We start from the raw sequence: 26,309 nt of genomic DNA, 5'->3' as shown, positions 1-26,309 counted from the left end.
GTAGGGTTCTTCAAAGTCACCGTAGAAAACGTAAACAGATCGCCCGTAACGTTATCACCCTCGATAAACACCAGCATCATGGAAAGTTTCACTCTTGACCTCGATCTGGGAAGTCTTTTCGTTGACCCTGACGGAGATGATCTTCAATTCGAATTACAGGGGATCGGGAGCATATCAGCCAATAGTTACATTTACACTCCCGGGTTTAATGACAGCGGTGAGAAGACAGCCACAGTCACAGCCATAGACTCTAATGGCTCAAGCCAGAGTCTTCCAATCAGAATCGAAGTAAGAAATCTGAACAGGCCACCGGACGTTTTTTTGCCAGATTGCATCGCGGAGTCTGGAAAGGAGTTCTCTTTGTACCTTCGGGCATTCGCAACTGATCCAGATGGCGACGCCCTCAGATTCAACCTGATTTCTGGTCCGGGTGAAGTCGTGGGAGATAGATACTTTTTCCTTCCGGAAAGAGCCGACATCGGAGAAAGAGAGGTAATTCTAGAAGTCTCAGATGAACTAGGTATGAAGACGAAAAAGGGATTTAGACTTGAAGTCATAGCGTCAGAAAAGGTTGTAAGGGTATCATATGCGCTTCCTTTATTTAGTTCGGAAAACGTTAGGATTGTTGCCGGTGAGTATGAAATCGTATCCGACCGAAAACAGGCTGTTATCAAAACCAACTGGGAATTCAGTTTCGATGAGATTCGGTTCTATTCGATCAATGAATCTGAAGAAACATTAATCGGAACGGCGATATTCGATTCTACAGACGATTCACTGAACAGAAAGATCTACTCTCCCTCCGGAGATTATGTGGGAAATATCATACTAGTGACCGAATAACTGCAACGCTAGATTTTGTCTATTCGCCCCTCCAAGAAGAGGGGCTTTTCTGTTTACCAAATACCCTATGTGAGTATACTTCTGTGAAGCATATTTGAAAAGCAACTCAGAGAGTCTAACTGCATCATTTTTATCAGAGTTTTGAGTATGCTATAATTAATTATTGTTAGTGCCTGCATGATTGCTTGTATTTGCGCGATGCCGGCTTACTCGTTTGATTCAGATCAAATATCGATTTGCGAACAAGTGAAGATTCACTAGAAGGGATCAATGTCGATTACCATTGCGGGCAGTCTCTGCCAAAGGCCTCTTCGGATTGATCAAATACAGGCTTCGTATGTTTTTAGTCTGTATATTAAACAAAGGAGTGATAGATTTGCAGAAACCAACATATCTTACTAGTGTAGAGAAGATCGAAGAGCTAAATGATGAACAGATAACTGAAATGAAGAAGGTGACCGATGTTTACCCCTTCAGAGCCAATGATTACTATCTGGGGCTCATTAACTGGAACGATCCGCACGATCCTATAAAGAGAATTATCCTTCCCGACTTCGAAGAACTCGATGAGTGGGGGGATCTGGATGCTTCTCAGGAGCATATATACACCGTTGCTCCCGGTATGGAGCATAAGTACAAAGACACCGCCTTGCTTCTTGTCTCAAAGGTTTGCGGAAGCTTCTGCAGATTCTGTTTCAGGAAGAGACTGTTCTCCACAGAAAACAAAGAAGTGGTAAATGACGTTACTCTTGGTGTTGAGTACATTCGAAAGCACAAGGAAATCACGAACGTACTTCTCACCGGTGGGGACTCTCTAATACTATCTACAGAAAAACTGGGAGATATTGTTCGACAGTTGAGGGAGATTGACCATGTTGGCATAATAAGATTTGGAAGCAAAATGGTTGCTTTTAACCCCTACAGAATTATTAACGATCCAGATTTGCCAGATATGGTTAAGAAATACAGCACCCCAAAGAAAAGGATATATATAATGGCACATTTCAATCATCCTAGAGAGCTAACCGATGAAGCAATAAGAGGTCTGAACATTCTGAGAGATGCTGGTGCAGTTATATGCAATCAGACGCCAATGATCCGCGGCGTGAATGACAGTGTCGACGTAATGACAGAACTATTCAGGAAACTTTCATTTATTGGAATTCCGCCTTACTATGTCTTTCAGTGTAGACCCACAAAGGGAAATCACACTTATGCAGTGCCGGCCGAGAAAGGTTATGAGATTTTCAAGAAGTCCATAGACGCAGTTTCAGGTTTGGCAAAGAGGGCTAGATTCGTAATGTCGCACGCAACCGGCAAAATCGAATATGTCGGTCTGGATGAGAAGAAGATATACATGAAATACCATAGAGCGGCTGATCCAAAACGGTACGATCTCTTTATGGCTTTCGACAGGAATCCCGATGCCTATTGGTTGGATGATTATGTAGATCCAGACTCACTTGTATAGTAGGCGGCTTCAGCAGCCCTTCACTTCCATTCAGTTCTGGCAAGGGAGAGTACCCTTCCAGAACTGATTATTTTGTGTTTACCTTCAGCAAACTCGGCTCCGTTCTCAAATACACTCTCTACCGAAATTACATCGCCCTTTCTAGATTCGCGTTTGTACTCGATTGTAAGTCTCCTCAAGAATCTCTTCACAAACTCGCTGGGAACTGTCTCCATAATCCATCTAACATATGCCACGTTGTTAGAATGCCCGTTTGTATCCAGGTCCGAATTGCGTACTATAAAGGTGATCTCTTCACCAGAAGATTCATTTTCGTTGACCTTTGGAAAAGAAAGAGGTTCGTGGAAATCACTGTCAATACCATATAATTCGTAGAACTGGTCTCCGATCCTTATTGGTCTTCGCTTCCTCTGGTCAATCAGAATCCATTGAGAATTCGCGTCGACAATGACATTACCTGAACAATCAAATATCTCGAAACGCCTATATGCATAAAATCTATCCATTGAATAAGGAATAGTCTGAACAACCACGTTTTCCAAATAATCAGGATACCTGTTCACTTTGACATCCCAACGAAGAAGAAGCCAAGCGTATTCGCCCTTGCTCATGATGTCAACTCCGTGACCCACCTCCACAGTCTGAAGAGTCACTACGTCATTGAAATAATCCATTAGTGAAGAAATTGAAGCCTTCCACTGACAATCCAGTTCGTAGTATCTGACTCTGTAAACTTCTTTGGTAATCACAGGTTTCAAAGCTCTACCTCCAAAGATATGGCAGTTCAATCAATAATGCTATGTTCTAAAGACGAGCAAACTCCTTAGTTGATTGGAGACCTGGTGCATGACAATGATAGCATTCTGCGGGATAGGCTGCACTCAGTGCGATACATACAGGGTCATTATTGCCGATGATAATTCACTAAGAAGAGAGACTGCAAATGGGTGGTCGAAGGATTTTGGTTTTTTGATTTTGGCGACCAACATCAGCTGCAGCGGGTGCACATTTAAACTCTGTTGTGAAGAGAAGGGAATCTCACAAACTGCGGGGAATGCGAAAAGTATCCGAAAGAAACGCTGGAAAGAATTTTGAAATCCCTGCCAAATGTTAGAAGAAGATTGGACTCCATACCCAAGAAATGTTACCGCATCACGGAGTAAAGCACAATAACAAGCAACTTATCCTCGCAGTCACCTATACCACAAATGTCTTGAAGTATCTCCTTACTGATAAGATATTTTTTAAAGTGCAACATTGATATACTGCATCTGGTTACCGCTCGCTCCATAAATAACAACCCAAAGTATTCATGAGATGTGGCATCCGGTGTGTTAATGTTAATGTTTATTTTAACAGGTAATCTATAGGTAATGCACACTGCATGTTTTCGCCCTATTTTCACAAAGCAATATTCATACAAACAAACTAGAATAAATATAGTTTATAACCCCCCTATCCCCCTTAGATAGGAACCCCATATAGTCCGGATCATTAGATCCGGCTTTTTTTATTCTTGTTATTCCTGATAGTAATTCTGGTTTATAATTGTTTTCATAACTTACCTTATGGAGGTGCTGTCTTGAAGTGGATAGATATTAGAAGTGATACAGTTACAGTCCCCGGTGAAGAAATGAGGCGGGTTATGGCCAGCGCAGAGGTAGGAGACGATGTGTACGGAGACGATCCGACAGTCAACAGACTTGAAGAGATGTCAGCAGACATCCTGAAGAAGGAAGCCGCCCTTTTCGTTCCTTCAGGAACATTCGGGAATCAACTTTCAATCCTCACACACACTCTAAGGGGAGATGAGGTGATTATTCCAGCGTCCAATCACATCATTGTTCACGAGGCCGGAGCTTCTGCAGTGATAGCGGGAGTTCAGATGAGAACTCTTGACTGTGATGATGGCAAACCTTCAGCCGAAAGAATCAGAAGTGCCATCAGATCTGAGGATCTTCATTATCCGAGAACCGGATTAATCTGTCTGGAAAATGCCCACTCCAGCGGACGAATCCTCCCCATGAATTACATCAGGGAGATCTACGAACTGGCTTCAGCGCAGAAAGTCCCCCTGCATCTTGATGGTGCAAGAATATTCAACGCTGCTATTGCCGAAGGGGTTAGCCCCGCAGAAATTGCCTCTTGTTCCGACTCGGTTATGTTTTGCCTCTCGAAGGGACTCGGTGCACCGATAGGGTCAATGCTGGTAGGTAAACGAGAATTCATAGCCAAGGCACGGAAGGGAAGAAAGATCATGGGAGGAGCTATGCGTCAGGCAGGTATTATTGCTGCCGCCGGAGTATTCGCACTCGAGAGAATGATCGATCGTCTTCAAATAGACCACGACAATGCTAAATACCTGGCTGAAGGGCTTTCAAAATTACCAAAAATCGAAGTCTTCTTTGATCGTCTCGACATAAACATGGTTTTCTTCAGAATCACCGGTAAATCAAGTTCAAAGTTTATCGTTGAAACTCTTCACGATAAGGGAATAAAGATAAATCCGCCTGAAGCTGGCGAATGGCGATTCGTAACCAATCTAAACGTTACCAGAGAAGATCTCGATATAGTTCTTGAGGAATTCGAAGGTGCTCTTACAAGGACTCTAGCAAGCTAGGCAGTTCTTCCAAGCTTTCGATTCTTGGTGCGTAGTCTAAGTAAGATCTTGACCGATCGATAAGAATTCCCTTAATTCCGGCTGCAGAAGCGCCAAGCATGTCTACTTGAATGCTGTCACCAACAAAAATGACGTGCCTCTTCTCGATTTCCATCATAGACAGTAGCTTCTCAAAGATAACTTCGCATGGTTTGTACGATCTTGCCGATTCCGAAGTTAGCAGAAAATGATGTGGAATTTTATTTCTTTTTACAACCTTCTCAGCAAAGGAATTATCGGCATTAGTTAGGATTGCGACAGAATACTTGTTTACGATCGCCCTTAGGATCCTTGCATCCGGATAGGCGCGGAACTTAGAGAAGGAATCGTACATGAAGTTACAGTAGGCTTCCATGTCTCCTGGCAAATCGTACTTGTCAATCAAATCGCTTATCAGAAGATAATAATAGTATCTCTCCGGCTGAAAGGGCATTTTATGACAGTCCTTGAAGTAGTGGCCGTAGAGATTCACAAAGTCTCTCTCTATTTCCGCCACTTCAGCTGACGACTCTTCTGCCATCTTGGAGCATACAGGTCTGAAGAGCCTCGCGTTACTGACAATGGTTCCAAACAAGTCAAATATGATTCCTCTAACCATCATGTCTCCATTTCATCTTCTAGATTTACTTTTCGAATTTTTGTATAATACTATTGCAATTCTAGCACCTTCGAATTCTGTTCTGCGATGTTCAGATGTCTCTCGTCTGGGCCACTGGAGGTGGCAGATGTGTCTAGGGAAATGAGGATTATGTGGCTGCACAATCGCTTGCTAAAGAATGATTTCGCAGCCATGAAAGACTACACTCAGAAGTTTGGCATCTCAGTCCGACAGGCCCATAGAGATTTCAAGTATCTGAGAGCAAATCTTGGAGCGCCCATGAAGTACTCTAGGAAAAGAGGCGAGTACTTCTATTCCGAACCCTATCATTTGCCTTCTCTTTTCGAAGACAGCATGAAATTTCAACTAAGAACAGAATATCGAATAAGCTCAGTCTTTCTGAACGCGATAGCTAGTAAGAAAGCTGTGAAGATTTTTCAAAGAGGGGGCAAAGAGTTCATTTTCTATCCCGCCTGTTTCGATGAAAGACGCGAGTTATTTTGTGGTCTTCAAGAGGATGGTAACGTCCGATTTGTCAGGTCAGACGAGATTGATAAGGTCATCTTTTCGAACAAGAGGTATTTGGAAGAACCAATGCTCTGGAACCGAATATTCCCGCGAGAAGCTGAATTCCACGAAGTAGACCTGGATTTTGGTGGCGATCGCCATAAATACCATTTCTTCGAGATAGGAGATTTGGTGATGTTCCTGGCTTCTGAGAACTCCTTCAAGGTTATTGGGCCGCAGGAGATCATTGACGAACTCAGAAAAGTTGCCGAAAATCTTCTGAAGACAATAGCTGACTGAGATGAGAGCAATTCCAGTTTTCTTGCTCTTGATTGTTGCGGCCTCTCTTTCATCGGTTACAGTGGATAGTTTTCTGAACTCCACTCAATTCCATCAACTATGGATAATGCAAATGTCAAGATTGTGGAGTCGCCTTCAGAGGGGCTTATCGAAATAGATACGTTAAACTTCGACTCGGTTGTATTGCAGAGGATTAAGTGGCTAAACGATCCGATGATCATAAAACCACCAAGGATAGAGTCAAAAGTTGCAGTGATGTTCATAACTGGTGACCACGGATACTCGTAGGAAGAGCTGGCATTATTCGGATTGCTGGCTTTGCAAATAGAGCTTACGTTGCCGTCCTATTCAACATCCCAAATCAACCACTTTTTGGCGGTCCCAAACAAAGAGGACTGGTTACTTAGCTATTCTCTTGTAAGATGTCTTAAGAGTTGTGATTACACATGACCCGCCTTATTGCCCATGGTTCAAGCCACTATTGCTTCAATGAACATCATGAATGACTTCATAGGGAACAAGGGGGACGAAGTTGAAGGCTTCACTTTATCGGGGGGGCTCCAAGCGAGGTTGGACTACATGGCTAACTGCCCCGATGCACAAGAGAGTCAAAGGAATCGTTCCCACAGCCTTTGACAACCTCAATATTGCTGTACAGATGGAACACAAGCTTGACTTCTGGGGAGGCTTTTGTCACTCCATTGAGGAATATGTACAGAGATGAATCCTTGATGATCTAAATAACCCGGCATAACTAGATTTGCCAGAGTACATAGATCTTTCACATATCGATCTCAACTCGTAATTCCAAAGCAAATTGCTGTCGGAACGAATGATCCATATGGCCCATAGACTCAGCTAACTAATACATAGAAGAACTGCCCGGCTGTTCATCAATGGTTTATGCTCCAAAGGCAGGACATGGGGCCGAAGTTTTCAGAGTTTCTCAAGCGATAAGTTCAGTGATTCATCACCTGAACACAGGTAAGCCTCTTTCTTCAATGAGTTATGTAGAAGAGCAATCAGAAGGAACGTTGAAGGTTAGAACCTTGATGGAAAAAGAAAATGCGAATTTAAAGGAACTGAGGCTATTCAGATCGTCTTCCCCCGGATGGAGATTTTCGAAAGACAAGATTCGAATCGATCCATGTCAAAGAATGCAATTCAAAAGAACTGACTCTCAAAGCCCACCCCGTTTTATTTCGAAGGCGTTTTCGACTTTGGTGAAAAGGAGCTCTTGATATCGACATCCGCGAGAGTTATGGGCAGATGACTTGACTTGAGAAGAGAATGCAGTTACAATCAATTAGATGACCGTCTAATTGATTTGGAGACATCCTATGAGTGAACTTTGCCCGAGTAGAGAAATTCACGTCGACGTAGATAAATATAGACTGATAGCTAAGGAAGTTTCGGGTCTCTCGGATCTTTTTAAGGTTATCGCCGACGAGACGCGAACGAAAATAGTATTTCTTCTGTCTGAAACGGAACTGTGTACATGTGATCTTGCAGAGATTCTCCGGCTATCACTCCCAACGATTTCCCATCACCTAAAGCAACTGAAGTCTTACAGACTCGTGAAAAGCCGTAGGGAAGGTAAGTCTGTTTTCTACTCCTTAGAAGACTTTCACGTTGTTGAGCTCATAAAACTTGCCAGAGAACATTTCCAGGAACTGTCGGAGGGCGATTAGAATGAAGAAATACAGAATAGAAGGACTTGATTGTCCTAAATGTGCAGCCAAACTGGAGGACCAGCTAAAGAGATCGGGAGTTGATGCAAGAATAGATTTCTCTTCTTCGACACTAATAATCGATGGTCAAACTTTCGAAGAAGTAGAAGAAGTTATTCACAAACACTCACCGGAGATAACACTGTTGGAATCTCCGGACGTTGAGAAGGATTTACCCATCAAAGAACTTGTGAAACTTCTCTTCTCAGGAGTCCTTTTTTTCATTGCTTTGGTCTTTTCTCCCTTTATTCATGGGAATAATGAGTTGCTTGAATACGGCTTATTTGTAACTGCGTATCTTGTCGCTGGGGGAAACACCGTTTTAAAGGCTTTCAGAAATCTCTTCAAGGGGGACTTGTTCGACGAGAGTTTTCTTATGACCGTCGCTACTATGGGTGCATTTGCAATCCACGAATTGCCTGAAGCTGTTGCCGTGATGATCTTTTACAGTTTAGGAGAGCTTCTGGAGGCAATCGCCTTGAGAAAATCGAGAAGATCGGTGAAGGAACTGATAGATTTAAGGGCTGAAGAAGTAAATCAGATCATTGACGGACAACTTCGGACTGTACCGGCAAGTCAGATCCAGCCGGGTGACAGATTTGTTGTCAAACCAGGAGAGAGAATTCCCATAGACGGTCTTGTTAACTCTGGAAGCACCTGGATAGATAAATCACTTCTCACAGGAGAAAGTAGTCCCGTACCTGTAAAAGAAGGCGATATAGTTCTTGCCGGAACCATAAACAAATCAGGTATAATAGAAGTCACTGCATCCACAAATCTTCAGAAATCTTACACTAGCAGAATGCTGGAGTTAGTTGAAGAGGGAACTTCTAGAAAATCTAATAGGGAGCGGTTCATTACCAGGTTCTCGAAGCTGTACACTCCCACTGTGGTCTCCATTGCTACCGCAATAGCGGTATTTCCCCCTCTGCTGTTCGGAGGGGGATTCTCAGATTGGGTTCATAAGGCCTTGATCCTTCTTGTCATTTCCTGCCCTTGCGCATTAGTCATCTCTGTTCCCTTAAGCTATTTCGTCGGCATTGGAAAGGCCTCAAGAGAGGGAATATTATTCAAGGGGAGTAATTATCTGGAATCTCTTGGCAAGATTGATTCGATTTTCATAGACAAAACGGGAACATTGACCAAGGGAAAGCTAGAGATCTCTCAAATAGAGACTTCTGGCCGATATGACAAGAGAGAATTATTGGAATACGCGGCCCTGATGGAAAGCTACTCCACCCATCCAGTGGCAAGTTCGTTTAGAAGTTTTATCCCAGAAATTCCCGAAGACATGAAAATCTCTCACCACTCAGAAATCGCCGGGAAAGGTATCACAGCAGAAATCAACGACAAGAAAATGGGCATTGGCAACTCCTCTCTGTTAAAAGATCTCGGAGTTGATTATAAAGAGCGAGGCGAATCAGGAAAGATATTTCTTTCCATCGATGGCAGAGTAGAGGGAGTATTCACTCTGTCCGACGTTCTGAAGGTTGATTCTGCCGATGCCATCATCAAGCTTAGAGAACTCGGAATTCATGAGATAGTTATGCTCACGGGTGATAGTCATGATATTGCTGGTTCTATATCGTCCAAACTGAACCTTGACGGTCTGATTTCCGAAGCAACTCCTGAAGATAAGATGAGAGCAGTAGAAGACGCTATCAAAAGCGGGAAGCGTACTGCATTCGTCGGTGATGGTATTAATGATGCACCGGTAATTGCAAGGGCCGATGTTGGAATCGCTATGGGCTTCTCTGGAGCCGACGCAGCTATAGAGACGGCCGATGTTGTTCTTTCAGGCGAGTCTCTATCTAAAGTCGCAAGAGCTATAGAGATATCGAGATCTACGAACAGAAATGCCATCCAGAATATTACAGCAGCCCTCGGAGTGAAAATGGCATTTATCGCTCTAGGCGCGTTTGGCTTAATGAACATGTGGGGGGCAGTATTTGCCGATGTTGGGGTAACTTTGCTTGCAGTTCTGAACTCACTCAGAATGTTGAACAAATGAGGCACTGTGAGTCTTCAAAGCTCTTCCCGCATAAACCTCTCGGGGATGCTACCATATCAATGTGCACATCAAGTCACTCCAAATGTAGAGGATCTGGTCTGGCATTAGGGACTACTTCATTATCACTCTGTAACGATCCCCGGCAGCCTTTTCTATAGAGACATTCTTAAAGAACTCTAAAGCAGTTATGTATGCATGTGAAAGAACAATTCCAAGATCTAACCAGTGACCTCCTCCAATCATGTTTGCCTTTGTCCAGATGTAAAGATCGCCTTCAAGAACACTGAATCTCCATGGCTGCCTGTTCATGGACGAAGGGGCTAGTCTACACGATTCAAGTATCTGAAGCAGTCTCTCGTCTTCGGGAACTGGTCCATCAATCAGAGCTCGAAGTTCCTTTCTCCTACCCATACCCGTAAGAATGTCGTTGATACTAACTTTCCCCTGGTCTTCCTTACCGATAATTATACCTGCCGGCGATCCCGCCTCTCTGATACCGGCATTCCAGCAACTACCAAAGCCCATTTTCGTCACTTCCAGGACAATAATCTCTCCCTGAAAGCCATACTCCACGAGACAGTTTGGCTTATTGGTACAAGGTGCATAGATCGCGGATGATCCTTTATTTAGATCCTTCAAGGCCCATTTCAGACGCAAGGAATGGAGAGTGGGAATAACTTCAAAAAAATCGACAAGCCTTTCCCGCTCCTCAGAAGAGAGTCCATATGGAAGGAACTTTCTAGTCGAATGTCTCATCTTTATTGTCTCGATTATCATATGAACCTCCAGAAACCCTATTCTCCCGAGATCTTCATTCCTTTCATCATCAGCGAAACAGGACCGTAGTAGTCTCCATTTAGCTCTGTCTCTCTAGAGAGATAAAGAGAATCAAGACTCTTCAAATTTCCTGTCACAGAACCCCCAGTAACGGGAATTCTCTTTGAACCATCGAAATACCATCCGAGTCGGATTTCTCCACCGAAATCTCCTGTCGTCTCATCGACATCCACTGCAGAAAAATGTGTGACTTCTAAATGAGATTCTTTTCTCATCTCTTCAACACTGAGACTTCCTTCTCCGACAGAGAAGTTCATTGCAGCGCCAGTAGGTTCGATTCCTATGTAATAAGAGTATCTTATGTCACCCCAGAAACTATTCAAGATACCGTTCTCAATTACCTTCCTTTTCTTCATAAGAAGACCATCATTATCGAATGGAAGGCTGTAGTATGAACCCTCCAGTTCAGGTACAACCTCTAGTGTTATTCTGTCCCCTGCTTCCTCAGACTGAACAGAGTTACCAAGCTCGGCTTCAGAAATTTTGTCGTACTTGAGATGGGCATTAGACTGCATCAAGTAATACCTCAATGCCTCTTTAGCAGGTTCTCCTGTAAGTATTACCGGAACTCCTTTAACTGCGGGAGTGGCAGTAGCATTAGCTCTCTCACGGACCATTTCCAGCAGTCTTGAAATTCTCATACTAATCCGCTCGTGATCAGGAACTGATAGGAGAAGTTGATCATAAAGCTCCACTTCTTCTCTACCTGATGAGCTCACTATGCTTTCTATATAGGTTCTGTATTTCGAAAGTGAGACATCTACTCCCTCGGAACTGAGAATTCTGTCCCTGTTTTTTATGACGAAAATCTCGACGGAGTTCAACCAGGAATTTACGGGTTTCGATTGAGAGAACACTGCCCCAACTGCCTCGCTTGCCAGTTCGGATAACTCATACTCCTCTGAACAAAATTTTCTCGAAAGGGCTGGAGCTAATGGATACCAGGGATTCTTGACAAACCCGGCAGCGAAGAATGCCTCTTCAATTGCTTCACTGATTTCAGCATCTTCCATCCCCGGGCTAATGTAAAATACAGAACTACCCCTGTATTTCTCGTTCTTATCTTCGAAATCCTTATACAGGGTAACCTCGTACTTGCTTACCTTCTTGGATCTTCCGAGGTCAACCTTGTCCTTAACAAAAAAGTATTCCTCACTTTCGACGTTTTCTTCCTTGATCTTCCATCCACTTATCGCAACCGACTTAAGCTGTCTAGAAATCTTATCTATCATTATCCCAACCTCGCTTTCGCTTTTATGTATGGACCACCAGCAGAGACTTTAACGAACTCTTTGTGTCCCTTGCCACAGGCTCCGGTGCCAGAAAGTCTGAAATCCTTTGACACCATTGAAATCGACTTAAGCAGAGTTGGAACATATCCCGTCATCATAACCGGTGATACGATTCTTCCTGTCAGCTTTCCCTTTACGATTTCTCTACCATAAGCTATGACACATTGGATACCCCAGTTCTTGGGATCTTCCATTCCACTATAATAATCTTCGAGAAGAAATCCATAATCTATCGAAGTTATCATTTCCTCCAGATCATCCTTCCCTGGCGAGAAGTAAGTATTGGTCATTCGAGCATACGCCTTCCTCTCAAAGGACTGCCTCTTTCCGTTTCCCGTTGGCTCAGTTCCAAGAATGGATGCTGAGATCACATCAGATATTCCCGTTAAAAGAATCCCCCTATCAATTATCACAGTATCTTTTGCTTCGCATCCCTCATCGTCAAAAGCGTAGGAAGACACTTCTCTTACACCAGCCGCGCCATCATGCATAGTAACTAACTCAGACGCAACCTGTTTCCCCAAATACTCGACAGCCTTTGCGCGTTCCTTCACAAACATATCCATTTCCACTCCATGGCCAAAAGCTTCGTGAGCAATGAGTCCAGCTACGTCGGGGGAGCATATAACGTCGTAAGTACCGGGACTTATTCGTTCCGCAGAGAGCAGCATTCTTGCGTTTTCTACAACTTTCTCCACATACTCATCCATTTCATCTAGAATCTCTGCTCCCTTGAGACCTGAAAATCCCTTCATGCTGTACTTTGTCATCTTTCCCCTTCTCGTAACAACATACAAGTATCCCTGCGACCATATGTAAGATTGAAAGAGGTCTTTCTTACTTGATATGAAGAGCTTGCTCACCTGTACGTTCTCCATTAAAGTCATTACGTTTATTACTTCCTCAGATAATGAATGAGCCTTACCTTTTAGGCTGGATAATCTGCCCAAGATCTCTTCGGCCGACAGCATACCCGGCAGGATCTTAACTTCGTCGTTGAAACTGAGTTTCCATTCCTTCTCCTCTGGAATCGGTGTCTTTGCCGCCTCAAGATTGTTCTTAACCATGGCCTTTCTGAAAACGGCGACTCTCTTCTTCACAAGCTCAACAATTCCATTAAGAGATTCACTATCTATTTCATTGAAAGAAAATTCAAAATAGCCTGTTCCATCATGAACTCTCAGAACAAAGCCCCTTTCTGACCATCTGGAATCGTTGACGCTTATCCCAGTAGTAGTTACCTGGAATAACTTTCCCTTCACATCGGTACCCAGAATAGAAACGTAGGGGAAATCATTCTCCAAAATTGAAACAAGATTCCGCAACAAGTCACGCCTATCGTCTAGATACTTTGAACTGGCTACCTTCATTTAGAACCTCCCATTATCAAAGGGTTATTTTTCATACTAAAAACTACTGTAGCATCGCATGGAAGCAAATCGATACCCTTGACTTCCAATATTATACTATAATTTATCTTAAAATGAAATAAATGAATCTAACACTCAATAAAATTGATAATTATTCCTTCAATTATGAAATAATTTTTCTGATATCTTCACTACTATACTCTAATGTAACATACCAGTGTTATTCTTCATTAAGAAAGATAGCTGGAGGTTAGGATAAATGGTAAAGGTTGAGAGAGTCACGAAGACCTTCGAGAATCGAAGGAAAAAAGTGACCGCTGTAGATTCGCTCAGTTTTGTCGCAGAACCAGGCAGCATATACGGTCTACTGGGTCCCAATGGAGCGGGAAAGACCACAACACTAAGAATCATTTCCACTCTCCTTAAGCCCGATAGCGGAAGAGCAACCGTTATGGGGTTTGATTCTGTAGATGCCCCCACAGAAGTGAGGAGGAGAATTGGATTCCTGACGAGCGACATGAAGCTATCGGGTAATCTCACCCCAAGAGAGCTTCTTCGATTCTATGGAGAACTAAGCCATATGCGAGAATCTGATATTTCTGAGCGGATGAAATTTCTTTCTGACTATCTGAACATGAATGATTTTCTCGACAAAAGAATCGGGAAGCTATCATCGGGAATGAAGCAAAAGGCTGCTATTGCAGTCAGCCTGATCCATGATCCCGAGGTAATCGTGTTTGATGAGCCGACCAATGGTCTAGATATTATTACAGCAAGAACCGTGACCGAATTTCTAAAGGACTATCGCAAGAAGGGAAAGACAATAATTATCTCCACACATATCATGTCCGTGGCCGAGAAGCTTTGCAACAAGGTGGGAATAATCTTCAAAGGCAAGCTGGTTGCCGATGACACTCTTGGGGGACTTTACAGAAGATTCGATGAGTCCAGTCTGGAGGATGTCTTCTTCAAGATCGCCGATTTGGAAGGGGTGACTGAGAGTGTTTAGAGACGCCCTAATAATCTTCCGCAAAGAATTAAAGAATGTGTTCAAAGATCCTAGAACAATATTCGCGGTACTAATCCTACCGATGTTGATTATGCCTATAATCTTCCTGGTTATGAACGCCGTATCTCAATCACAGGCAAAAACTTATGAAAACGCCGTTTACAGTCTGAAGGTGACCAACCTGCCCGACGAAAGGTTCTTGAAGATTCTCGAAGGGATGATCTCCTTCGAGATCGTCGATGAACTTAACGAAGAGACGGTAAAAGACTTCGAAAACTCGATAGTGGTTGAGTTTCCTCCAAATTCAGCTGAGAGAATTGAAAACGGAGAAAGAATTGATGCCCTCGTCTTTTACAACTCTACTTCGAGAGGATCGGCGTATGGAGCACAAATGGTTCAGAACGCTCTGGCTTCTTATTCTTCGTTTCTCTTATCGGAGAAGCTCTTGGAACACGGTTTAACCATCGAAGACCTCAACCCTGTTAATGTAGAGAAAATGGATGTTGCTCCCGAGGAATCTCAGGGAACGGAAATGCTCGCGACACTGATCCCATATTTTCTACTTATCTATATCTTTGCCGGAGCAATGAACATTGGGCTAGATACAACCGCTGGCGAAAAGGAAAGAGGAAGCATGCCTGTGCTCTTGGTGAATCAGGTTTCTAGATCATCGATCGCAACGGGCAAGATTCTCTACGTAATGACCATAGCGATTCTGAACAGCATTTTCACTTTCATAGGATTGATAATTGCCTTCAAATTAGGAGGCCCGGCATTTGGGGCAGAGAATCTAAATTTATCATCTCTTTCGGCCTCGACTCTTGTGGGTCTTTTCATTACACTGCTTACCATGTCGGGAGTTGCCGCCGCTCTGATCGTTCTTCTGGGTTCCATTGCAAGAAACGTAAAGGAAGGAAGCGGATACGTGATGCCGATATATATCATGGCTATTGTCCTCGGAATAGCAACGATGCAGATGGAATCGCCAGATAATCCGCTGCTTTATCTTATCCCTCTGGTAAATTCAATCTTCGTAATGAAGGATATTATCACCGTCAATTTCGTAATTGCTAGATTTCTGCTTATGCTAATCAGTAATCTGGCATACGTTTCGATTTTCATTTACTTTCTTACAAGGGTTTTCAACAGTGAAAGGATAATGGATAGTTCCGGATCATGAAAGGTTCAAGATAAACTCGAGTGTAATGCCATTGGAGAGCCGAGGCTCTCCAACTCTTTCTCCATTCAAGGCAAAGTGAGTTATCATTGAGATAGAACGTTAATAATTGTAATGGGAGAAATCCGGTTGAAGAGAATCTTTTCGATTGGCGCTTTTATATTTCTGATTATTGCTACGCTTTTTGGATCTGAGGTACTTGCTGACAGGTACCTTCAGCTTTTATTGCGAGGCAATTACCATCTCGCTTACGAGATGCAAAGCGTTAGAGCCAGAGCTCTCTATACCGTCGATAACATGGTGCAGGAGTTTCAGCAGTTAGAAGAGGAGTATGGCAATTATCTGTTCATCTTCTCCACCGAAACAAGTGTATTGAGAGGCTACACGGTATATATCTTCCACGCTCAGTTTGAGAGAGGATTCATTGACTTCAACGTGGTGGTAGACGATCAGGGCAAAATCGATACATTTGTGGTCCAACCGACGTCACAGCCGGGTGCAATAGCTGAATATATAGATACTAGCAAGTTCGATGAATTTGAGATCACTATCGGTGAGGGAAGATACCGTCTCCCAGCAGTAATAACGGTCCCCAAGGAGATAGACAGGTACCCGCTTGTCATTCTGATTCACGATTCCGGAGCTCTTGACAGAGATTCGACAATAGGTCCCAACAAACCCTTCAGACAGATTGCATGGGGCCTTGCGACCCAGGGCGTGGCCGTTCTTCGTTATGACAAGAGAACATTCGTGTTCGGAGAGCGCTTATCTCAGACTTCTCCAAGTATCGAGACGGAAGTAATAGAAGATGTAATCAAGGCTATAACTGCCGCTTCAAGAATTCCTTCGGTTTCTTCGATCTTCCTTGCCGGTCACGGACTTGGAGGAAGAGTTGCCCCCACCATAGCAATGAGAGATTCAAGAGTCGATGGAATAATTCTGATGGCTACTCCCTCTAGAAGAGAGCTCCAGGTAATAATTGACAAACAGAAGTACATTTCCTCGCTCAACAAGGGGGAGATTGGACAACAGACTCAGCTCCTAACAGATTATCTGCAGATCGCTTTGGAAGGGAAGCTACCTCCAGGAGCTCCCGTGCTTGCAGCGACAGCCGGTTACTATTATGAACTCGACAGGATGAGCCCAATAGAAACAATAAGGGAGCTGGAAATACCTGTGTTGATAGTGCAGGGTGACGCCGACTTTGAGTCGACCGTCCAGGATTACATAATGTTCATGAACGCACTCTGGACAAAAATCAATGTCTATTTCCATTTGTTGCCCGGCCTCGATCATTACTTCATGCCTGTAGAGGGTGAGATATCAACGCCTGACAACTACTATGAGTTCCGACATGTCGATGGTCGTCTCATAGATACCCTATTTTCATGGATCTATATTTTCGATTGAGAGATTTGCTCACAGCGGTTCGCAATTCAAGACGGGTCGAGAACTTCTTCAGAACAATCTATTAATCATAAAGAAAGCACGAAACAAAGTGACCATCACTCACTTCCTTCAATGAAGGGCTTTCTTTCCAGCATCTATCGAATGCCCTCGGGCATCTCTTAACGAATCTGCACGTTTCTGGTGGATCAACAGGTGAGGGAATATCCCCTTTCACTATCTCTCTATTTCTGGCACTTCTTAAGTGGGGATTCGGGATAGGAATCGAGGATAACAATCCCCTTGTGTAAGGGTGCAGAGGATCGTTAAAAAGGGAATCGGTTTCTGCCGTTTCAACAATCTTTCCAAGATACATCACAGAAATCCTGTCACAGATGTGTTTTACGACTGCCAGATCGTGAGCAATGAAGAGATATGTGAGGCCAAAATCATGTTTCAGATCCTCGAGAAGATTTATCACCTGAGCCTGAACTGAGACATCGAGAGCCGAAACCGGCTCATCACAAATGACCAGACTCGGGTTAAGAATTATTGACCTTGCTATTCCAATTCTCTGTCTCTGACCACCAGAGAACTCGTGAGGATAGCGGAACATGTACTCCGGTCTAAGACCGACCTTTTCAAGTATCTCGGCTATCATTGCCTTGCGCTCTTCTTTGCTCCTACCAACTGAATGGACTCTCAAACCTTCTGCAATTATATCGAATACAGTCATGCGTGGATTCAGAGAAGCGTACGGATCCTGGAACACCATCTGTATCTCTCTTCTGAATGGCCTCATTTTGGATTCAGAGAGGGAAAAGATATCAATGCCACCTTCAGGTGAGCCTTCCCCTCTATAGAGAAACTCACCTCCAGTAGGCTGGTAAATCTTTATCAAAGTCCTTCCTATCGTTGTCTTACCGCAACCCGATTCTCCAACCAATCCAAGAGTCTCTCCCTTTACTATTTCTAGGTCAACACCATCCACGGCCTTCAAATGAGACTTCACTTTAAACCCACTCTTCACGGGAAACCATTTTCTGAGATCCCTAATCTCTACCATCGGAGAGGCTTTCATAATACATCACGCCCTTCGAAAAGCCAACATCGAACGGAGTGCTGTCTCTCAATCTGAACTACTGGCGGCTGCTGTAAGCACTTTTCGAACGCTACAGGACATCGGGGCCTGAATCTGCATCCTTCCGGAAAATTCGATGGATGTGGTACGTAACCGTTTATTACATTGAGCTTCTTTTGATCCTTTTTTGCAACATCTATCTTAGGTATAGAACTTATGAGACCTTTTGTGTAGGGATGAACTGGTTTGTCAAAGATATCGAATACTCCTCCGCTTTCAACAATCTGGCCGGCGTACATCACAACAACCCTGTCGCACATTTCAGCGATTACGCCCAAGTCGTGAGTAATTATTATAGTTGCGGTGTCAAACTTGCTCTTCAATTCGTTCATAAGTTCAAGCACCTGGGCCTGTATCGTGACATCCAGTGCAGTAGTCGGCTCGTCAGCTATCAGTAGCTCAGGACTGCAAGCAAGAGCCATGGCAATCATTACCCTCTGCCTCATCCCCCCGGATAATTGATGAGGAAACTCCTTCACTCTCTTCTGGGGTTCTGGAATTCCTACAAGTCGCAGCATTTCAATGCTTCTCTTCATCGCATCATCTTCATCAAGACCTTCGTGCAGTCTGTACACTTCCGAGATTTGCCATCCAATTGTATAAAGAGGATTCAAAGAAGTCATGGGCTCTTGAAATACCATGGATATTGACTTTCCCCTGATTTTCTGTAGCTCTTCTTTACTCAGCGTAGAAATGTCCCTTCCCCTGAAAGAGATCTTAGTTTTGTCGCCCAGGAATGCGTTTTTGGGAAGTAGTCTAATAATTGAAAAGGCTGTGATCGTCTTCCCACACCCGGACTCTCCCACGATTCCTAGAGTTTCGCCTTTTGACAATCCAAAAGAAACGCCATCGACCGGTGTTATCTTTCCGAGCTGTGTCCTGAAAGAGATTTTCAGGTCATCAACTTCTAGTATTCTCTCCATGAACTTCAACTCTCACTCACAAATTTGGGATCTAAAGCGTCTCTAAGCCCATCTCCCAGGAAGTTTACGTTCAACACGGTTATGAAAATAAAGAACCCTGGAAAGACGGTAAGCCACCAGGGATTAGTACCAGCAGTGGTTCCCAATATGTAATTCATTGCCCTCTGAAGCATATTTCCCCACGAAGGCATCGGAGGTTGAATGCCAAGTCCCAGGTAACTCAGCGATGATTCGGCAAGAATTGCGTAAGACATGTTCAAGGTGGCAGAGACAATAACTATCGGTATAACGTTGGGTAGAACATGCCTCAATATGATTCTTCCATTTCTCACACCCATAGCCCTTGCTGACATTACGTACTCAGTCTCTCTTATCGAAAGAACCAGTCCTCTAACCAATCTTGAAACTCCCATCCAGCCAAACACAGTAAGTACAAGAATGATATTCATAATTCCCGAACCAAAAACAAGAGTAAGGGTTATCAAAATTGGGAACATCGGTATAGAAAGCATTACGTCTACGAATCTCATCAACAACCTATCAACGATTCCACCGTAAAAACCCGAAAACAATCCCACGAGCGTTCCTATTAGAGTCGTAATGACTGCTGAAGCAAAACCCACAAATAACGATATCCTTCCGCCATACATAACTCTCACGAGTACATCATGTCCAAGTTCATCGGTACCAAAGGGATGACCCTCAGTCAACGGTGGAGAAAAGAGATTTGAAAAATCCATATCTTCGTACCCTACCTCAACGAAGAGGGGGCCAAGCAGAGTGAAAAACGCTACACCAATCAACACCACGGCACCAAAAAGGGCAAGTTTGTGGCTCTTGAATTTCGTCCACACGAGTTGTTTGTAGCTGTTTATGTGAACAGGTCGCGCTTTCTCCTCTATCTCATCCAGTTTTCTCTTGTAAAAAAACTTTGCCATAACTAAGCTCCCTTTCTTCCCATTCTGATTCTGGGATCGACCATCACGTACAGGAAGTCGGCAACAAGATTCGAAATCAACGTTATTATTGCCAGAAACATTAGACAGCTGATCGCAAGATTATAGTCGCTGGAAATAACTGCATTGTACATAAGCCTTCCCATTCCGGGCCATGAAAAGACAGTTTCAATGATCAACGCTCCACCGAAGAAATACGGAATATCAAGTGCAATTATAGTGATTATCGGTATCATCGCATTTTTCAGCGCATGTTTAATGATTACTTTTCTGTCGGGCACTCCCTTAGCGTAAGCAGTTCTTACATAGTCTTGATCGAGAACTTCGAGCAGCGACGTCCTGATGTATCTTACCCATGATGCCACCTGAACCAATCCCAATACAAAGGCAGGCAGCACAAGGTGTCTCACTCTGTCTGCAAAGATATTCCAAAAACCGGTTATTCCATAGGTTGCCATACCCGAAACGGGGAACCAGCCTAAATTAACACTGAAGATAATGATTGCGATCAAAGCAAACCAGAAGCCCGGCAATGAAATGCCGATAAAAGCAAATATGGTGGTTGCGTAGTCGAAGGTCGAATACTTTTTAACGGCTGAAATAATGCCTATTGGAAGTGCAAATACAAGCCCGATTAGCCAGGCAGTGATCGTGAGCACTAGCGTGTTGGGCAAACGTGAAGCAATCAGATCTATTACAGGAGACTTGTACATACTTGAATAACCCAGGTCACCGGTTAGAACACTCTTCAACCAGGTAAAGTACTTAACCGGAAGAGGGTCATCAAGATGATAGTACTCTCTGAGTTCCTTCATTCTTTCGGGGTCATTGGTCATTGCACGAGGGTTTTGCATTCTCATTTGCAGTAGTGGGTCACCTGGCATTGAGTTCATTATGACGAATATTATTATTGAGATTGCGAAGAAAATCGGGATAAGTTCAAGAAACCTCTTTAGAAAATACACCTTCACGACTTCTAGCTTTCCCTTCTCTGAATATAGTCGGCGACGTTCAAACCTGCAATCAACTGAACACTGACAAGGCTCTTTATGGGGACTGCAGTGTAGTTCAGATTGTTTTCAAGATACTCCATTTTTCTCTCAAATGCCTCATCTGCCATCTTGGAGATCGCCGCTAGCTCCTTAGATCCATTGTCGTTTTCTCTTAATAGCCTTCTTAGCATCCCGAGCATCAATGATTGATAGAACTGGCTGACTATCTTATTATCAAAGACCTCTGCCACACTTGCCTTTCTCTCCAGAGACGGATCGTTTTCAATCCAGTTCTTCTGCGCCTGCAGTTGATCGGGATAGGTTTCAAGAACATTCTTGAAGACCCTGTAGAACGGGGAATTTCTGTCAATAACATATGGTTCAACTGCTTTCATCACTTCGCTGACGAACTCAAAATTCTCAGCGGACCTTTGATAATTGAATCTCTGCGCTTCCTTCCTCGTAATATCGGCTTCAGACATGTCTTCTACCCTTGAATCATAGTAATATGGCATCTCACAAACTAAGGCAAACGTATCGGCTACGGATGAAGCAAAATCATCAGAACTAGTCCCGGCCTTGATGACGTCTGCCGGGTCCTTGTCGGGACCAAGATTCTTCTTCAGATAATCGTACTCTTGAGCCATTCCGAAAAGCTTGAAAACGGCTGGTTCAAGCTGCTCCAAAAAAGGTGCTTCGGGCTCTCCAAGAGAAAGCGGTAAATCAAACAAACCGGGAAGTTTGCTGAAAGTCTCGTAGAGTTCTGGAACTGCGTCACTCACATAATAATAGACGCCTCCAAAACCAGAATTGTGAAGAGAATACATGAACTCGGGTTTCTTCTCCTCGATAAGTTTCATAAGCACTTGCGTCTCTGGTAAAGGCGAGTGAAAGTGAAGCGTTTCATAGTCGACCGGGAAGGTCCATTCAACTTGCTCATGACCGGGCGGTCTGTAGAAGTTGGCTGCGTATTTTCTTATGGATGAAGAATCCTTGAACCAACCTTCATTCAATTTAGTACCGTCAACATCTATTACCTTAATCAAATGCCAGGTGTAGTCAAACTGATCCCGAAAGGTATCGTCGCTGGCAAGTCTTTCACTTAGGAAGTCCAGCATCATTGCGCCAATCGGTTCGTTAGGGTGCGGACAGCCAAAGAGAAGAGCATTCTTCTTTCCGCTGCCAATTTCAAGTACGTAGATTGGATTTTCTCCGCGTGATTTTCCTGCTTCGTAAACTTTGACTTTTCCAGGATATCTCTTTGCCAGCTCTAGAGATCGCCGATCCATCTCCTCAACGGTGAAAAACTCCTTATAATCGGGAACAGAATCGATAAGCTCGATGAACTTCATATCTAAACCTCCGAAATTATGAAATTGAAGATGGGGGAGAAGATCCTCTTCTCCCCCAAAGATTCTTATTGCTCGTCAATGTACCAGTTCTGAATTATCCAGCCCAAACCGTTGTCGTAGCCGGAATTGAAGCTCTTAATGTATTTCTTTGCAAAATGGGGTGTCGGCGCAACAACCAGGGGCAGAACAGGGAGTTCCTCGGTCCAAAGCGCGAAGTGCTTTTCATAGAGTGCCAGCTTCTTTTCCGGATCGAGCTCCCTGGCGGCTGCGTTGACTATTTCATCGTTTTCCGCATTTGCCCAGCCGGTGAAGTTCATTCCTCCCCAATAATTCTCTTCAGAGGGTATCTGATCAGTGGTCCAATAATTCGCCGCTTCGTCGCTGACTCCATACCCCCAGCCTGAGATATGTGCATCAAAATCCCCATAGGGGAATATCTCGGTCCAGATTACCAGCGCTGGCATCACCTCAATTTCTACTTCCATTCCAATTTGCTTCAACATTCCCTGGATCATCTGGGCCATCATCTGGTAATCGCCGCTGCCAGAGGCGAGAGAAAGGCTAAACTTCAGAGGCGTTCCGTCCTTTTCGTATATGCCTTTACTGTTAAGCTTCCAGCCTGCCTCTTCGAGAAGAGCTTTGGCTTTCGCAGGGTTGTACTCGTAGTGCTTAACCTCCGGGCTCTTGAGAGCATCTCTCATCTGGTGCAGATCGGTTATCCAGGTATCTACGACTTCGGCAAGGCCTGCGTAGACTACATTGCTTATCTGTTCTCTATTTAGACCATAGAGAACGGCCTGCCTTACTCTCTTGTCTCCAAAGATCGGATGTGGCTTAGATGTATCCTCTGGATCTCTCAAATTCAGATTCAGGTTATCATAAGCAATGTTTGGTGTGTAGAAAACGTTGAACATATCTGCTCGTTCATTCTCAAGCTGCACTGATTGTTTTAGAGTTAGAGTGTATCTTCCGAAATCGATTTCCCCATTAAGTGTGGATGCGAATACGACATCCATGTCTGGAATAATTCTCATAACCAACTGGTCGATGTTCGGTCTACCCATGTAGTACTCATCAAAAGCTTCCATTATCACATACTGGCCTTCCACGTATTCTTTTAGCTTGTACGGTCCTGTCATAATCGGATTCTTTGTCGCATTTTCCACGAAACTGTCCCAGCTTCCAGAATGCTTCGCTTCCTCGTAACTATCTCTGAAAACGTGTTCGGGGAGTTGGAACCATCCAAAGTAGTAAGCGTAAACAGAAGAACCCAGCTCTGCATTACTCAGAGGTTCTGGAAGAGTGATAGAGTATGTGTAATCGTCGATAACTTCTACTTCCGAAACGGAACTTTCGAAGTAGTTCGTCGTAACAGGAGCACCACTGTTCATTACTTCCCACTGGAATTTCGCATCGTGAGCAGTAACGGGTTCTCCATCATGCCACTTCATACCCTTTCTCAGTTCATAAGTTATGGTGAGAGAACCATCTTCATTTATTACCATTAGACCGTTCTCAAGAGACGGCATTCTCTTTATCATCCTGGGGAAATAGAACCCATCCTTATCTGTGCCGGTGACTCCATCGCCGATGATATTACAGATTGTCCATGTCAAACCCGCAGAAGTAAACAGCGTGTTGAAACCGGGCGCATCTGCAGTAACAGCTGTAGTGGCCGTACCACCCTTCGCGGGTGGATTTATTGCCATATAAATGGATATTGCCGCCTCTTTCCTTGTGATTGGCGAACTGGCCTCGATCACATGGCCGTACCTGAAGTCAAGAAGCTGGCGGTTGCTTCTGTAAGCAACGGTAAGCGCTCCCCAAGCTTCCTCCGGAGCTTCCCACTCATCGAGAGCAGTCGTACAAATCTCGTCAAATGCCTCTGCTTCGGACTGCAGTCCAAGAACTTCAACCATTGCAACTGCAAAATCCGCTCTTGAAACTTCACCCTTCCCCTTAATGATTTCTTCCTTACCAGGGAAGGCCTTTTCAATAGCCGCCTTAAACTCTGTGAAAGTTAGTGGTGACTCGTCAACTGAAGTCAAAATCCCTCTAGATTCAATTACTGGTATCGCTTCTTCTGCGGAAATCTGCGCCAAAGACAGACCCGAGAAAAAAAGAACGAGCATACAGACAAAGAGTTTCTTCATCGCGTGACACCTCCAAGAAAGATGATGTGGAACATGACAGATTTATGCAATTATATACTGGCTTAGCTTACGAAAGGCCAGTAAGCGGAATTTACACCTATTGTTTACTTTAATCGAAAATTCGAACCGAATCGTTCATCTGGCAGAGAAAAAGAGATCCTCATAAGCTCTCATGACCTTAGCAGTATGCTTGCCGCATACTTCGAAGGAGACATCATCTATAGCCCTAACGGGCATAACACGAGAAACTGTGCTGGCAAGGAAGACTTCCTCTGCATTGAAGAACTCTTCCAAGGCGATGCGCTTTTCAACGACCTCATAACCAAGATCCTCGACAAGAGAGATCACCTTCCCTCTTGTGATGCCGGAAAGAATATTGTCAACCTCGGGAGTGTAGAAGACGCCGTCTTTCACAAAGAAGTAATTTGAGCTTCCACCTTCGGTAGCGTACTTTTTTCCGTTTGACTCTCTGAACATCAGAGCTTCATAACCTCCTCTGGCGTACGCAAAATTCTTGGCAAGAACATTTGGTAATAAGTTTATCGTTTTGTGTTCACAGAGTCCGTGGCGCAAGTCGGGATATGTAAGAAGCTTGACTCCATCTCTCCAGCTAGTAGAATCTATCTTTCTTAGAGGAAGTGCAAGCATGAAAAACGTGCTCCTGGTTTCTTTCGGCGGGTATCTGTGATCTCTGTGAGGGTCGGTGCCCCTAGTGAGTTCGATATATAATTCCCCGTCTTCTATACCATTTCTTTTGACTAACTCAACTGCAATCCTCCTTGCCTCTTCAGAAGGGAATCGCATTTCAATATTGAAGAATTCGGCACTTTTTTTCATCCTTGAATAATGATCCTCAAAGAACAGTATTCTCCCTTCCAGTGTTCTAATAACCTCAAAGAGACCGTCTGCAAAAGTCAGTCCGCGGTTCTCCAGCTGAACAAGCCTTTCCTTTTCCTGAACAAATTCACCATCAAGAAATGCCCACATAGAAACCTCCTTGGGTTTTTGAGTCTCTGCAACAATATTATGCATCAAACTGGCTATCGATTTGCGGTAAGACAGCTCATCAGTGTTAGAATATAACGTAACTGTAAGCAGACTTTTCATTTGGAGGGTTTCTTTATGGACAACGTTTTGGCGCTTTTTCCCGGGGGCTCTACAGGACTCTTTGGAAGTAAGGTGTACGATGTTGTTTTAATTCCAGAGGGAATCATGTTGGTGCAGTTGACCAGAGAACTAACGAATGAAGCCATTAAAAAAGCAAAGGATGCCTCTGAAGAGCGGAAGGAAGGGTTCTTTAAGAAGATGGCATCTGTGATGTCGTCAGGCTATTCCCTGCTTGACAGATACAACGAGAAGACAAAAGAGGAGATCTTGAATGAAACACCTGGTAATCTCTTTATTCCAAAAGAATCACTCAGAAAAATCAAGGTCTCCAGCAATACGAATTCTTCTCAGGGAACTTCTTCCGATAGCACAGTAATCAAAATCGTATGGAATGAAGGCAAGATTAAGCTGACTTTCAGAACGGATTTGAATGAAAGAAAGGTTAAACGCGTTTTTGAGGAGACGTTTGGTTTGTAGCTTCATCTTGGGGAATAG

At 43.8% G+C, this 26,309-nt stretch carries 24 protein-coding genes; 12 read left to right on the top strand and 12 right to left on the bottom strand.

Annotated elements, in window-relative coordinates:
- Together Y696_RS10135 and Y696_RS10130 are read left to right on the top strand one after the other, a co-directional pair.
- Positions 1 to 843: Ig-like domain-containing protein (locus Y696_RS10135; protein ID WP_183084209.1), on the top strand; the 843-nt coding region annotated here is incomplete at its 5' end.
- A 376-nt stretch (positions 844 to 1,219) separates the two neighbouring features.
- Positions 1,220 to 2,314: a KamA family radical SAM protein gene (locus Y696_RS10130; protein ID WP_099771297.1), complete on the top strand. Its 1,095-nt coding sequence runs from the start codon at positions 1,220 to 1,222 to the stop codon at positions 2,312 to 2,314.
- Positions 2,315 to 2,334: 20 nt separating this feature from the next.
- Here Y696_RS10130 and Y696_RS10125 read toward each other — a convergent pair whose 3' ends face one another.
- Positions 2,335 to 3,063, bottom strand: coding sequence for an acyl-[acyl-carrier-protein] thioesterase (locus tag Y696_RS10125; RefSeq protein ID WP_259459917.1), 729 nt, complete (start codon positions 3,061 to 3,063; stop codon positions 2,335 to 2,337).
- A gap of 97 nt (positions 3,064 to 3,160) precedes the next feature.
- Between Y696_RS10125 and Y696_RS10120 the strand changes: the two genes are divergently transcribed.
- Positions 3,161 to 3,409 (top strand): DUF3795 domain-containing protein, encoded by a 249-nt coding sequence (locus Y696_RS10120; RefSeq protein WP_121510416.1) that lies wholly within the window; start codon positions 3,161 to 3,163, stop codon positions 3,407 to 3,409.
- Positions 3,410 to 3,896: 487 nt separating this feature from the next.
- The gene (gene ltaE / locus Y696_RS10115; RefSeq protein ID WP_121510415.1) at positions 3,897 to 4,934 is read left to right on the top strand and encodes a low-specificity L-threonine aldolase; all 1,038 of its coding nucleotides are present in this window, start codon (positions 3,897 to 3,899) and stop codon (positions 4,932 to 4,934) included.
- Here the strand turns inward: ltaE and Y696_RS10110 are convergent.
- On the bottom strand, positions 4,912 to 5,574 hold the full coding sequence (locus Y696_RS10110) for an HAD family hydrolase (protein WP_259459462.1): 663 nt from the start codon (positions 5,572 to 5,574) through the stop codon (positions 4,912 to 4,914). The two genes, ltaE and Y696_RS10110, sit on opposite strands and share 23 nt — an antisense overlap.
- Before the next feature lie 126 nt (positions 5,575 to 5,700).
- Here Y696_RS10110 and Y696_RS10105 point away from each other — a divergent pair, with 126 nt between their 5' ends.
- The 4 genes from Y696_RS10105 to Y696_RS10080 all read left to right on the top strand — a co-directional run bounded on the left by Y696_RS10105 (position 5,701) and on the right by Y696_RS10080 (position 10,119).
- The gene (locus tag Y696_RS10105; RefSeq protein ID WP_014731548.1) at positions 5,701 to 6,378 is read left to right on the top strand and encodes a hypothetical protein; all 678 of its coding nucleotides are present in this window, start codon (positions 5,701 to 5,703) and stop codon (positions 6,376 to 6,378) included.
- Between the two features lie 532 nt (positions 6,379 to 6,910).
- Entirely contained in the window at positions 6,911 to 7,102 is a 192-nt protein-coding gene (locus Y696_RS10095; protein ID WP_099771293.1) for a PhoPQ-activated protein PqaA family protein, read from the top strand.
- A gap of 616 nt (positions 7,103 to 7,718) precedes the next feature.
- The gene (locus Y696_RS10085; protein ID WP_014731547.1) at positions 7,719 to 8,069 is read left to right on the top strand and encodes a helix-turn-helix transcriptional regulator; all 351 of its coding nucleotides are present in this window, start codon (positions 7,719 to 7,721) and stop codon (positions 8,067 to 8,069) included.
- Position 8,070: 1 nt separating this feature from the next.
- Positions 8,071 to 10,119, top strand: coding sequence for a heavy metal translocating P-type ATPase (locus Y696_RS10080; protein WP_121510413.1), 2,049 nt, complete (start codon positions 8,071 to 8,073; stop codon positions 10,117 to 10,119).
- 111 nt (positions 10,120 to 10,230) lie between these two features.
- On the opposite strand, the gene Y696_RS10075 is transcribed toward Y696_RS10080, so the two are convergent.
- The 3 genes from Y696_RS10075 to Y696_RS10065 are packed head-to-tail and all read right to left on the bottom strand — an operon-like array spanning position 10,231 to position 13,618.
- Positions 10,231 to 10,896: a nitroreductase family protein gene (locus tag Y696_RS10075; RefSeq protein WP_014731545.1), complete on the bottom strand. Its 666-nt coding sequence runs from the start codon at positions 10,894 to 10,896 to the stop codon at positions 10,231 to 10,233.
- Positions 10,897 to 10,913: 17 nt separating this feature from the next.
- A complete protein-coding gene (locus Y696_RS10070; protein WP_014731544.1) occupies positions 10,914 to 12,188 on the bottom strand; it encodes a metallopeptidase TldD-related protein in 1,275 nt (424 codons plus the stop codon).
- Positions 12,188 to 13,618 (bottom strand): TldD/PmbA family protein, encoded by a 1,431-nt coding sequence (locus Y696_RS10065; RefSeq protein WP_121510412.1) that lies wholly within the window; start codon positions 13,616 to 13,618, stop codon positions 12,188 to 12,190. The genes Y696_RS10070 and Y696_RS10065 overlap by 1 nt, the downstream gene beginning before the upstream one ends.
- 259 nt (positions 13,619 to 13,877) lie before the next feature.
- Here Y696_RS10065 and Y696_RS10060 point away from each other — a divergent pair, with 259 nt between their 5' ends.
- The 3 genes from Y696_RS10060 to Y696_RS10050 all read left to right on the top strand — a co-directional run bounded on the left by Y696_RS10060 (position 13,878) and on the right by Y696_RS10050 (position 17,214).
- Positions 13,878 to 14,627, top strand: a complete 750-nt coding sequence (locus tag Y696_RS10060) for an ABC transporter ATP-binding protein (RefSeq protein ID WP_121510411.1) — start codon at positions 13,878 to 13,880, stop codon at positions 14,625 to 14,627.
- A complete protein-coding gene (locus Y696_RS10055) occupies positions 14,620 to 15,807 on the top strand; it encodes an ABC transporter permease (RefSeq protein WP_121510410.1) in 1,188 nt (395 codons plus the stop codon). The genes Y696_RS10060 and Y696_RS10055 overlap by 8 nt, the downstream gene beginning before the upstream one ends.
- Before the next feature lie 126 nt (positions 15,808 to 15,933).
- Positions 15,934 to 17,214 (top strand): DUF3887 domain-containing protein, encoded by a 1,281-nt coding sequence (locus Y696_RS10050; protein WP_121510409.1) that lies wholly within the window; start codon positions 15,934 to 15,936, stop codon positions 17,212 to 17,214.
- A 61-nt stretch (positions 17,215 to 17,275) separates the two neighbouring features.
- On the opposite strand, the gene Y696_RS10045 is transcribed toward Y696_RS10050, so the two are convergent.
- The 7 genes from Y696_RS10045 to Y696_RS10015 all read right to left on the bottom strand — a co-directional run bounded on the left by Y696_RS10045 (position 17,276) and on the right by Y696_RS10015 (position 25,694).
- Entirely contained in the window at positions 17,276 to 18,271 is a 996-nt protein-coding gene (locus tag Y696_RS10045; RefSeq protein WP_014731539.1) for an ABC transporter ATP-binding protein, read from the bottom strand.
- A complete protein-coding gene (locus Y696_RS10040) occupies positions 18,268 to 19,254 on the bottom strand; it encodes an ABC transporter ATP-binding protein (protein ID WP_121510408.1) in 987 nt (328 codons plus the stop codon). Before Y696_RS10040 ends, Y696_RS10045 begins: the two co-directional genes overlap by 4 nt.
- Before the next feature lie 5 nt (positions 19,255 to 19,259).
- Positions 19,260 to 20,192, bottom strand: coding sequence for an ABC transporter permease (locus Y696_RS10035; RefSeq protein WP_014731537.1), 933 nt, complete (start codon positions 20,190 to 20,192; stop codon positions 19,260 to 19,262).
- Positions 20,193 to 20,194: 2 nt separating this feature from the next.
- Complete coding sequence (locus Y696_RS10030) at positions 20,195 to 21,175, bottom strand: ABC transporter permease (RefSeq protein ID WP_014731536.1); 981 nt, start codon at positions 21,173 to 21,175, stop codon at positions 20,195 to 20,197.
- Positions 21,176 to 21,186: 11 nt separating this feature from the next.
- Positions 21,187 to 22,554: a M14 family zinc carboxypeptidase gene (locus tag Y696_RS10025; RefSeq protein WP_121510407.1), complete on the bottom strand. Its 1,368-nt coding sequence runs from the start codon at positions 22,552 to 22,554 to the stop codon at positions 21,187 to 21,189.
- Positions 22,555 to 22,619: 65 nt separating this feature from the next.
- Positions 22,620 to 24,707: a peptide ABC transporter substrate-binding protein gene (locus tag Y696_RS10020; protein WP_099771282.1), complete on the bottom strand. Its 2,088-nt coding sequence runs from the start codon at positions 24,705 to 24,707 to the stop codon at positions 22,620 to 22,622.
- 135 nt (positions 24,708 to 24,842) lie between these two features.
- The gene (locus Y696_RS10015; protein WP_014731533.1) at positions 24,843 to 25,694 is read right to left on the bottom strand and encodes an aminotransferase class IV; all 852 of its coding nucleotides are present in this window, start codon (positions 25,692 to 25,694) and stop codon (positions 24,843 to 24,845) included.
- Between the two features lie 135 nt (positions 25,695 to 25,829).
- On the opposite strand from Y696_RS10015, the gene Y696_RS10010 reads away from it, so the two are divergent.
- Positions 25,830 to 26,291 carry a hypothetical protein gene (locus tag Y696_RS10010; protein WP_014731532.1) on the top strand — a complete coding sequence of 154 codons (462 nt, stop codon included), beginning with the start codon at positions 25,830 to 25,832 and terminating at the stop codon, positions 26,289 to 26,291.
- Positions 26,292 to 26,309 lie beyond the last annotated feature (18 nt).

This window comes from Mesotoga sp. H07pep.5.4 (genome assembly GCF_003664935.1).
In the GTDB taxonomy this organism is placed as follows: domain Bacteria; phylum Thermotogota; class Thermotogae; order Petrotogales; family Kosmotogaceae; genus Mesotoga; species Mesotoga prima.
Note: the sequence above shows the minus strand (reverse complement) of the source record. Positions and strands in the feature narration are given on the sequence as shown.

What these genes read in the sequence shown, in the direction of transcription:
- Y696_RS10015 (WP_014731533.1), bottom strand. Translation starts at nt 25,694, where the DNA reads ATGTGGGCATTTCTTGATGGTGAATTTGTTCAGGAAAAGGAAAGGCTT.
- Y696_RS10120 (WP_121510416.1), top strand. Translation starts at nt 3,161, where the DNA reads ATGACAATGATAGCATTCTGCGGGATAGGCTGCACTCAGTGCGATACA.
- Y696_RS10080 (WP_121510413.1), top strand. Translation starts at nt 8,071, where the DNA reads ATGAAGAAATACAGAATAGAAGGACTTGATTGTCCTAAATGTGCAGCC.
- Y696_RS10035 (WP_014731537.1), bottom strand. Translation starts at nt 20,192, where the DNA reads ATGGCAAAGTTTTTTTACAAGAGAAAACTGGATGAGATAGAGGAGAAA.
- Y696_RS10060 (WP_121510411.1), top strand. Translation starts at nt 13,878, where the DNA reads ATGGTAAAGGTTGAGAGAGTCACGAAGACCTTCGAGAATCGAAGGAAA.
- Y696_RS10025 (WP_121510407.1), bottom strand. Translation starts at nt 22,554, where the DNA reads ATGAAGTTCATCGAGCTTATCGATTCTGTTCCCGATTATAAGGAGTTT.
- Y696_RS10040 (WP_121510408.1), bottom strand. Translation starts at nt 19,254, where the DNA reads ATGGAGAGAATACTAGAAGTTGATGACCTGAAAATCTCTTTCAGGACA.
- Y696_RS10010 (WP_014731532.1), top strand. Translation starts at nt 25,830, where the DNA reads ATGGACAACGTTTTGGCGCTTTTTCCCGGGGGCTCTACAGGACTCTTT.
- Y696_RS10085 (WP_014731547.1), top strand. Translation starts at nt 7,719, where the DNA reads ATGAGTGAACTTTGCCCGAGTAGAGAAATTCACGTCGACGTAGATAAA.
- Y696_RS10020 (WP_099771282.1), bottom strand. Translation starts at nt 24,707, where the DNA reads ATGAAGAAACTCTTTGTCTGTATGCTCGTTCTTTTTTTCTCGGGTCTG.
- Y696_RS10110 (WP_259459462.1), bottom strand. Translation starts at nt 5,574, where the DNA reads ATGATGGTTAGAGGAATCATATTTGACTTGTTTGGAACCATTGTCAGT.
- Y696_RS10045 (WP_014731539.1), bottom strand. Translation starts at nt 18,271, where the DNA reads ATGAAAGCCTCTCCGATGGTAGAGATTAGGGATCTCAGAAAATGGTTT.
- Y696_RS10065 (WP_121510412.1), bottom strand. Translation starts at nt 13,618, where the DNA reads ATGAAGGTAGCCAGTTCAAAGTATCTAGACGATAGGCGTGACTTGTTG.
- Y696_RS10070 (WP_014731544.1), bottom strand. Translation starts at nt 12,188, where the DNA reads ATGATAGATAAGATTTCTAGACAGCTTAAGTCGGTTGCGATAAGTGGA.
- Y696_RS10075 (WP_014731545.1), bottom strand. Translation starts at nt 10,896, where the DNA reads ATGATAATCGAGACAATAAAGATGAGACATTCGACTAGAAAGTTCCTT.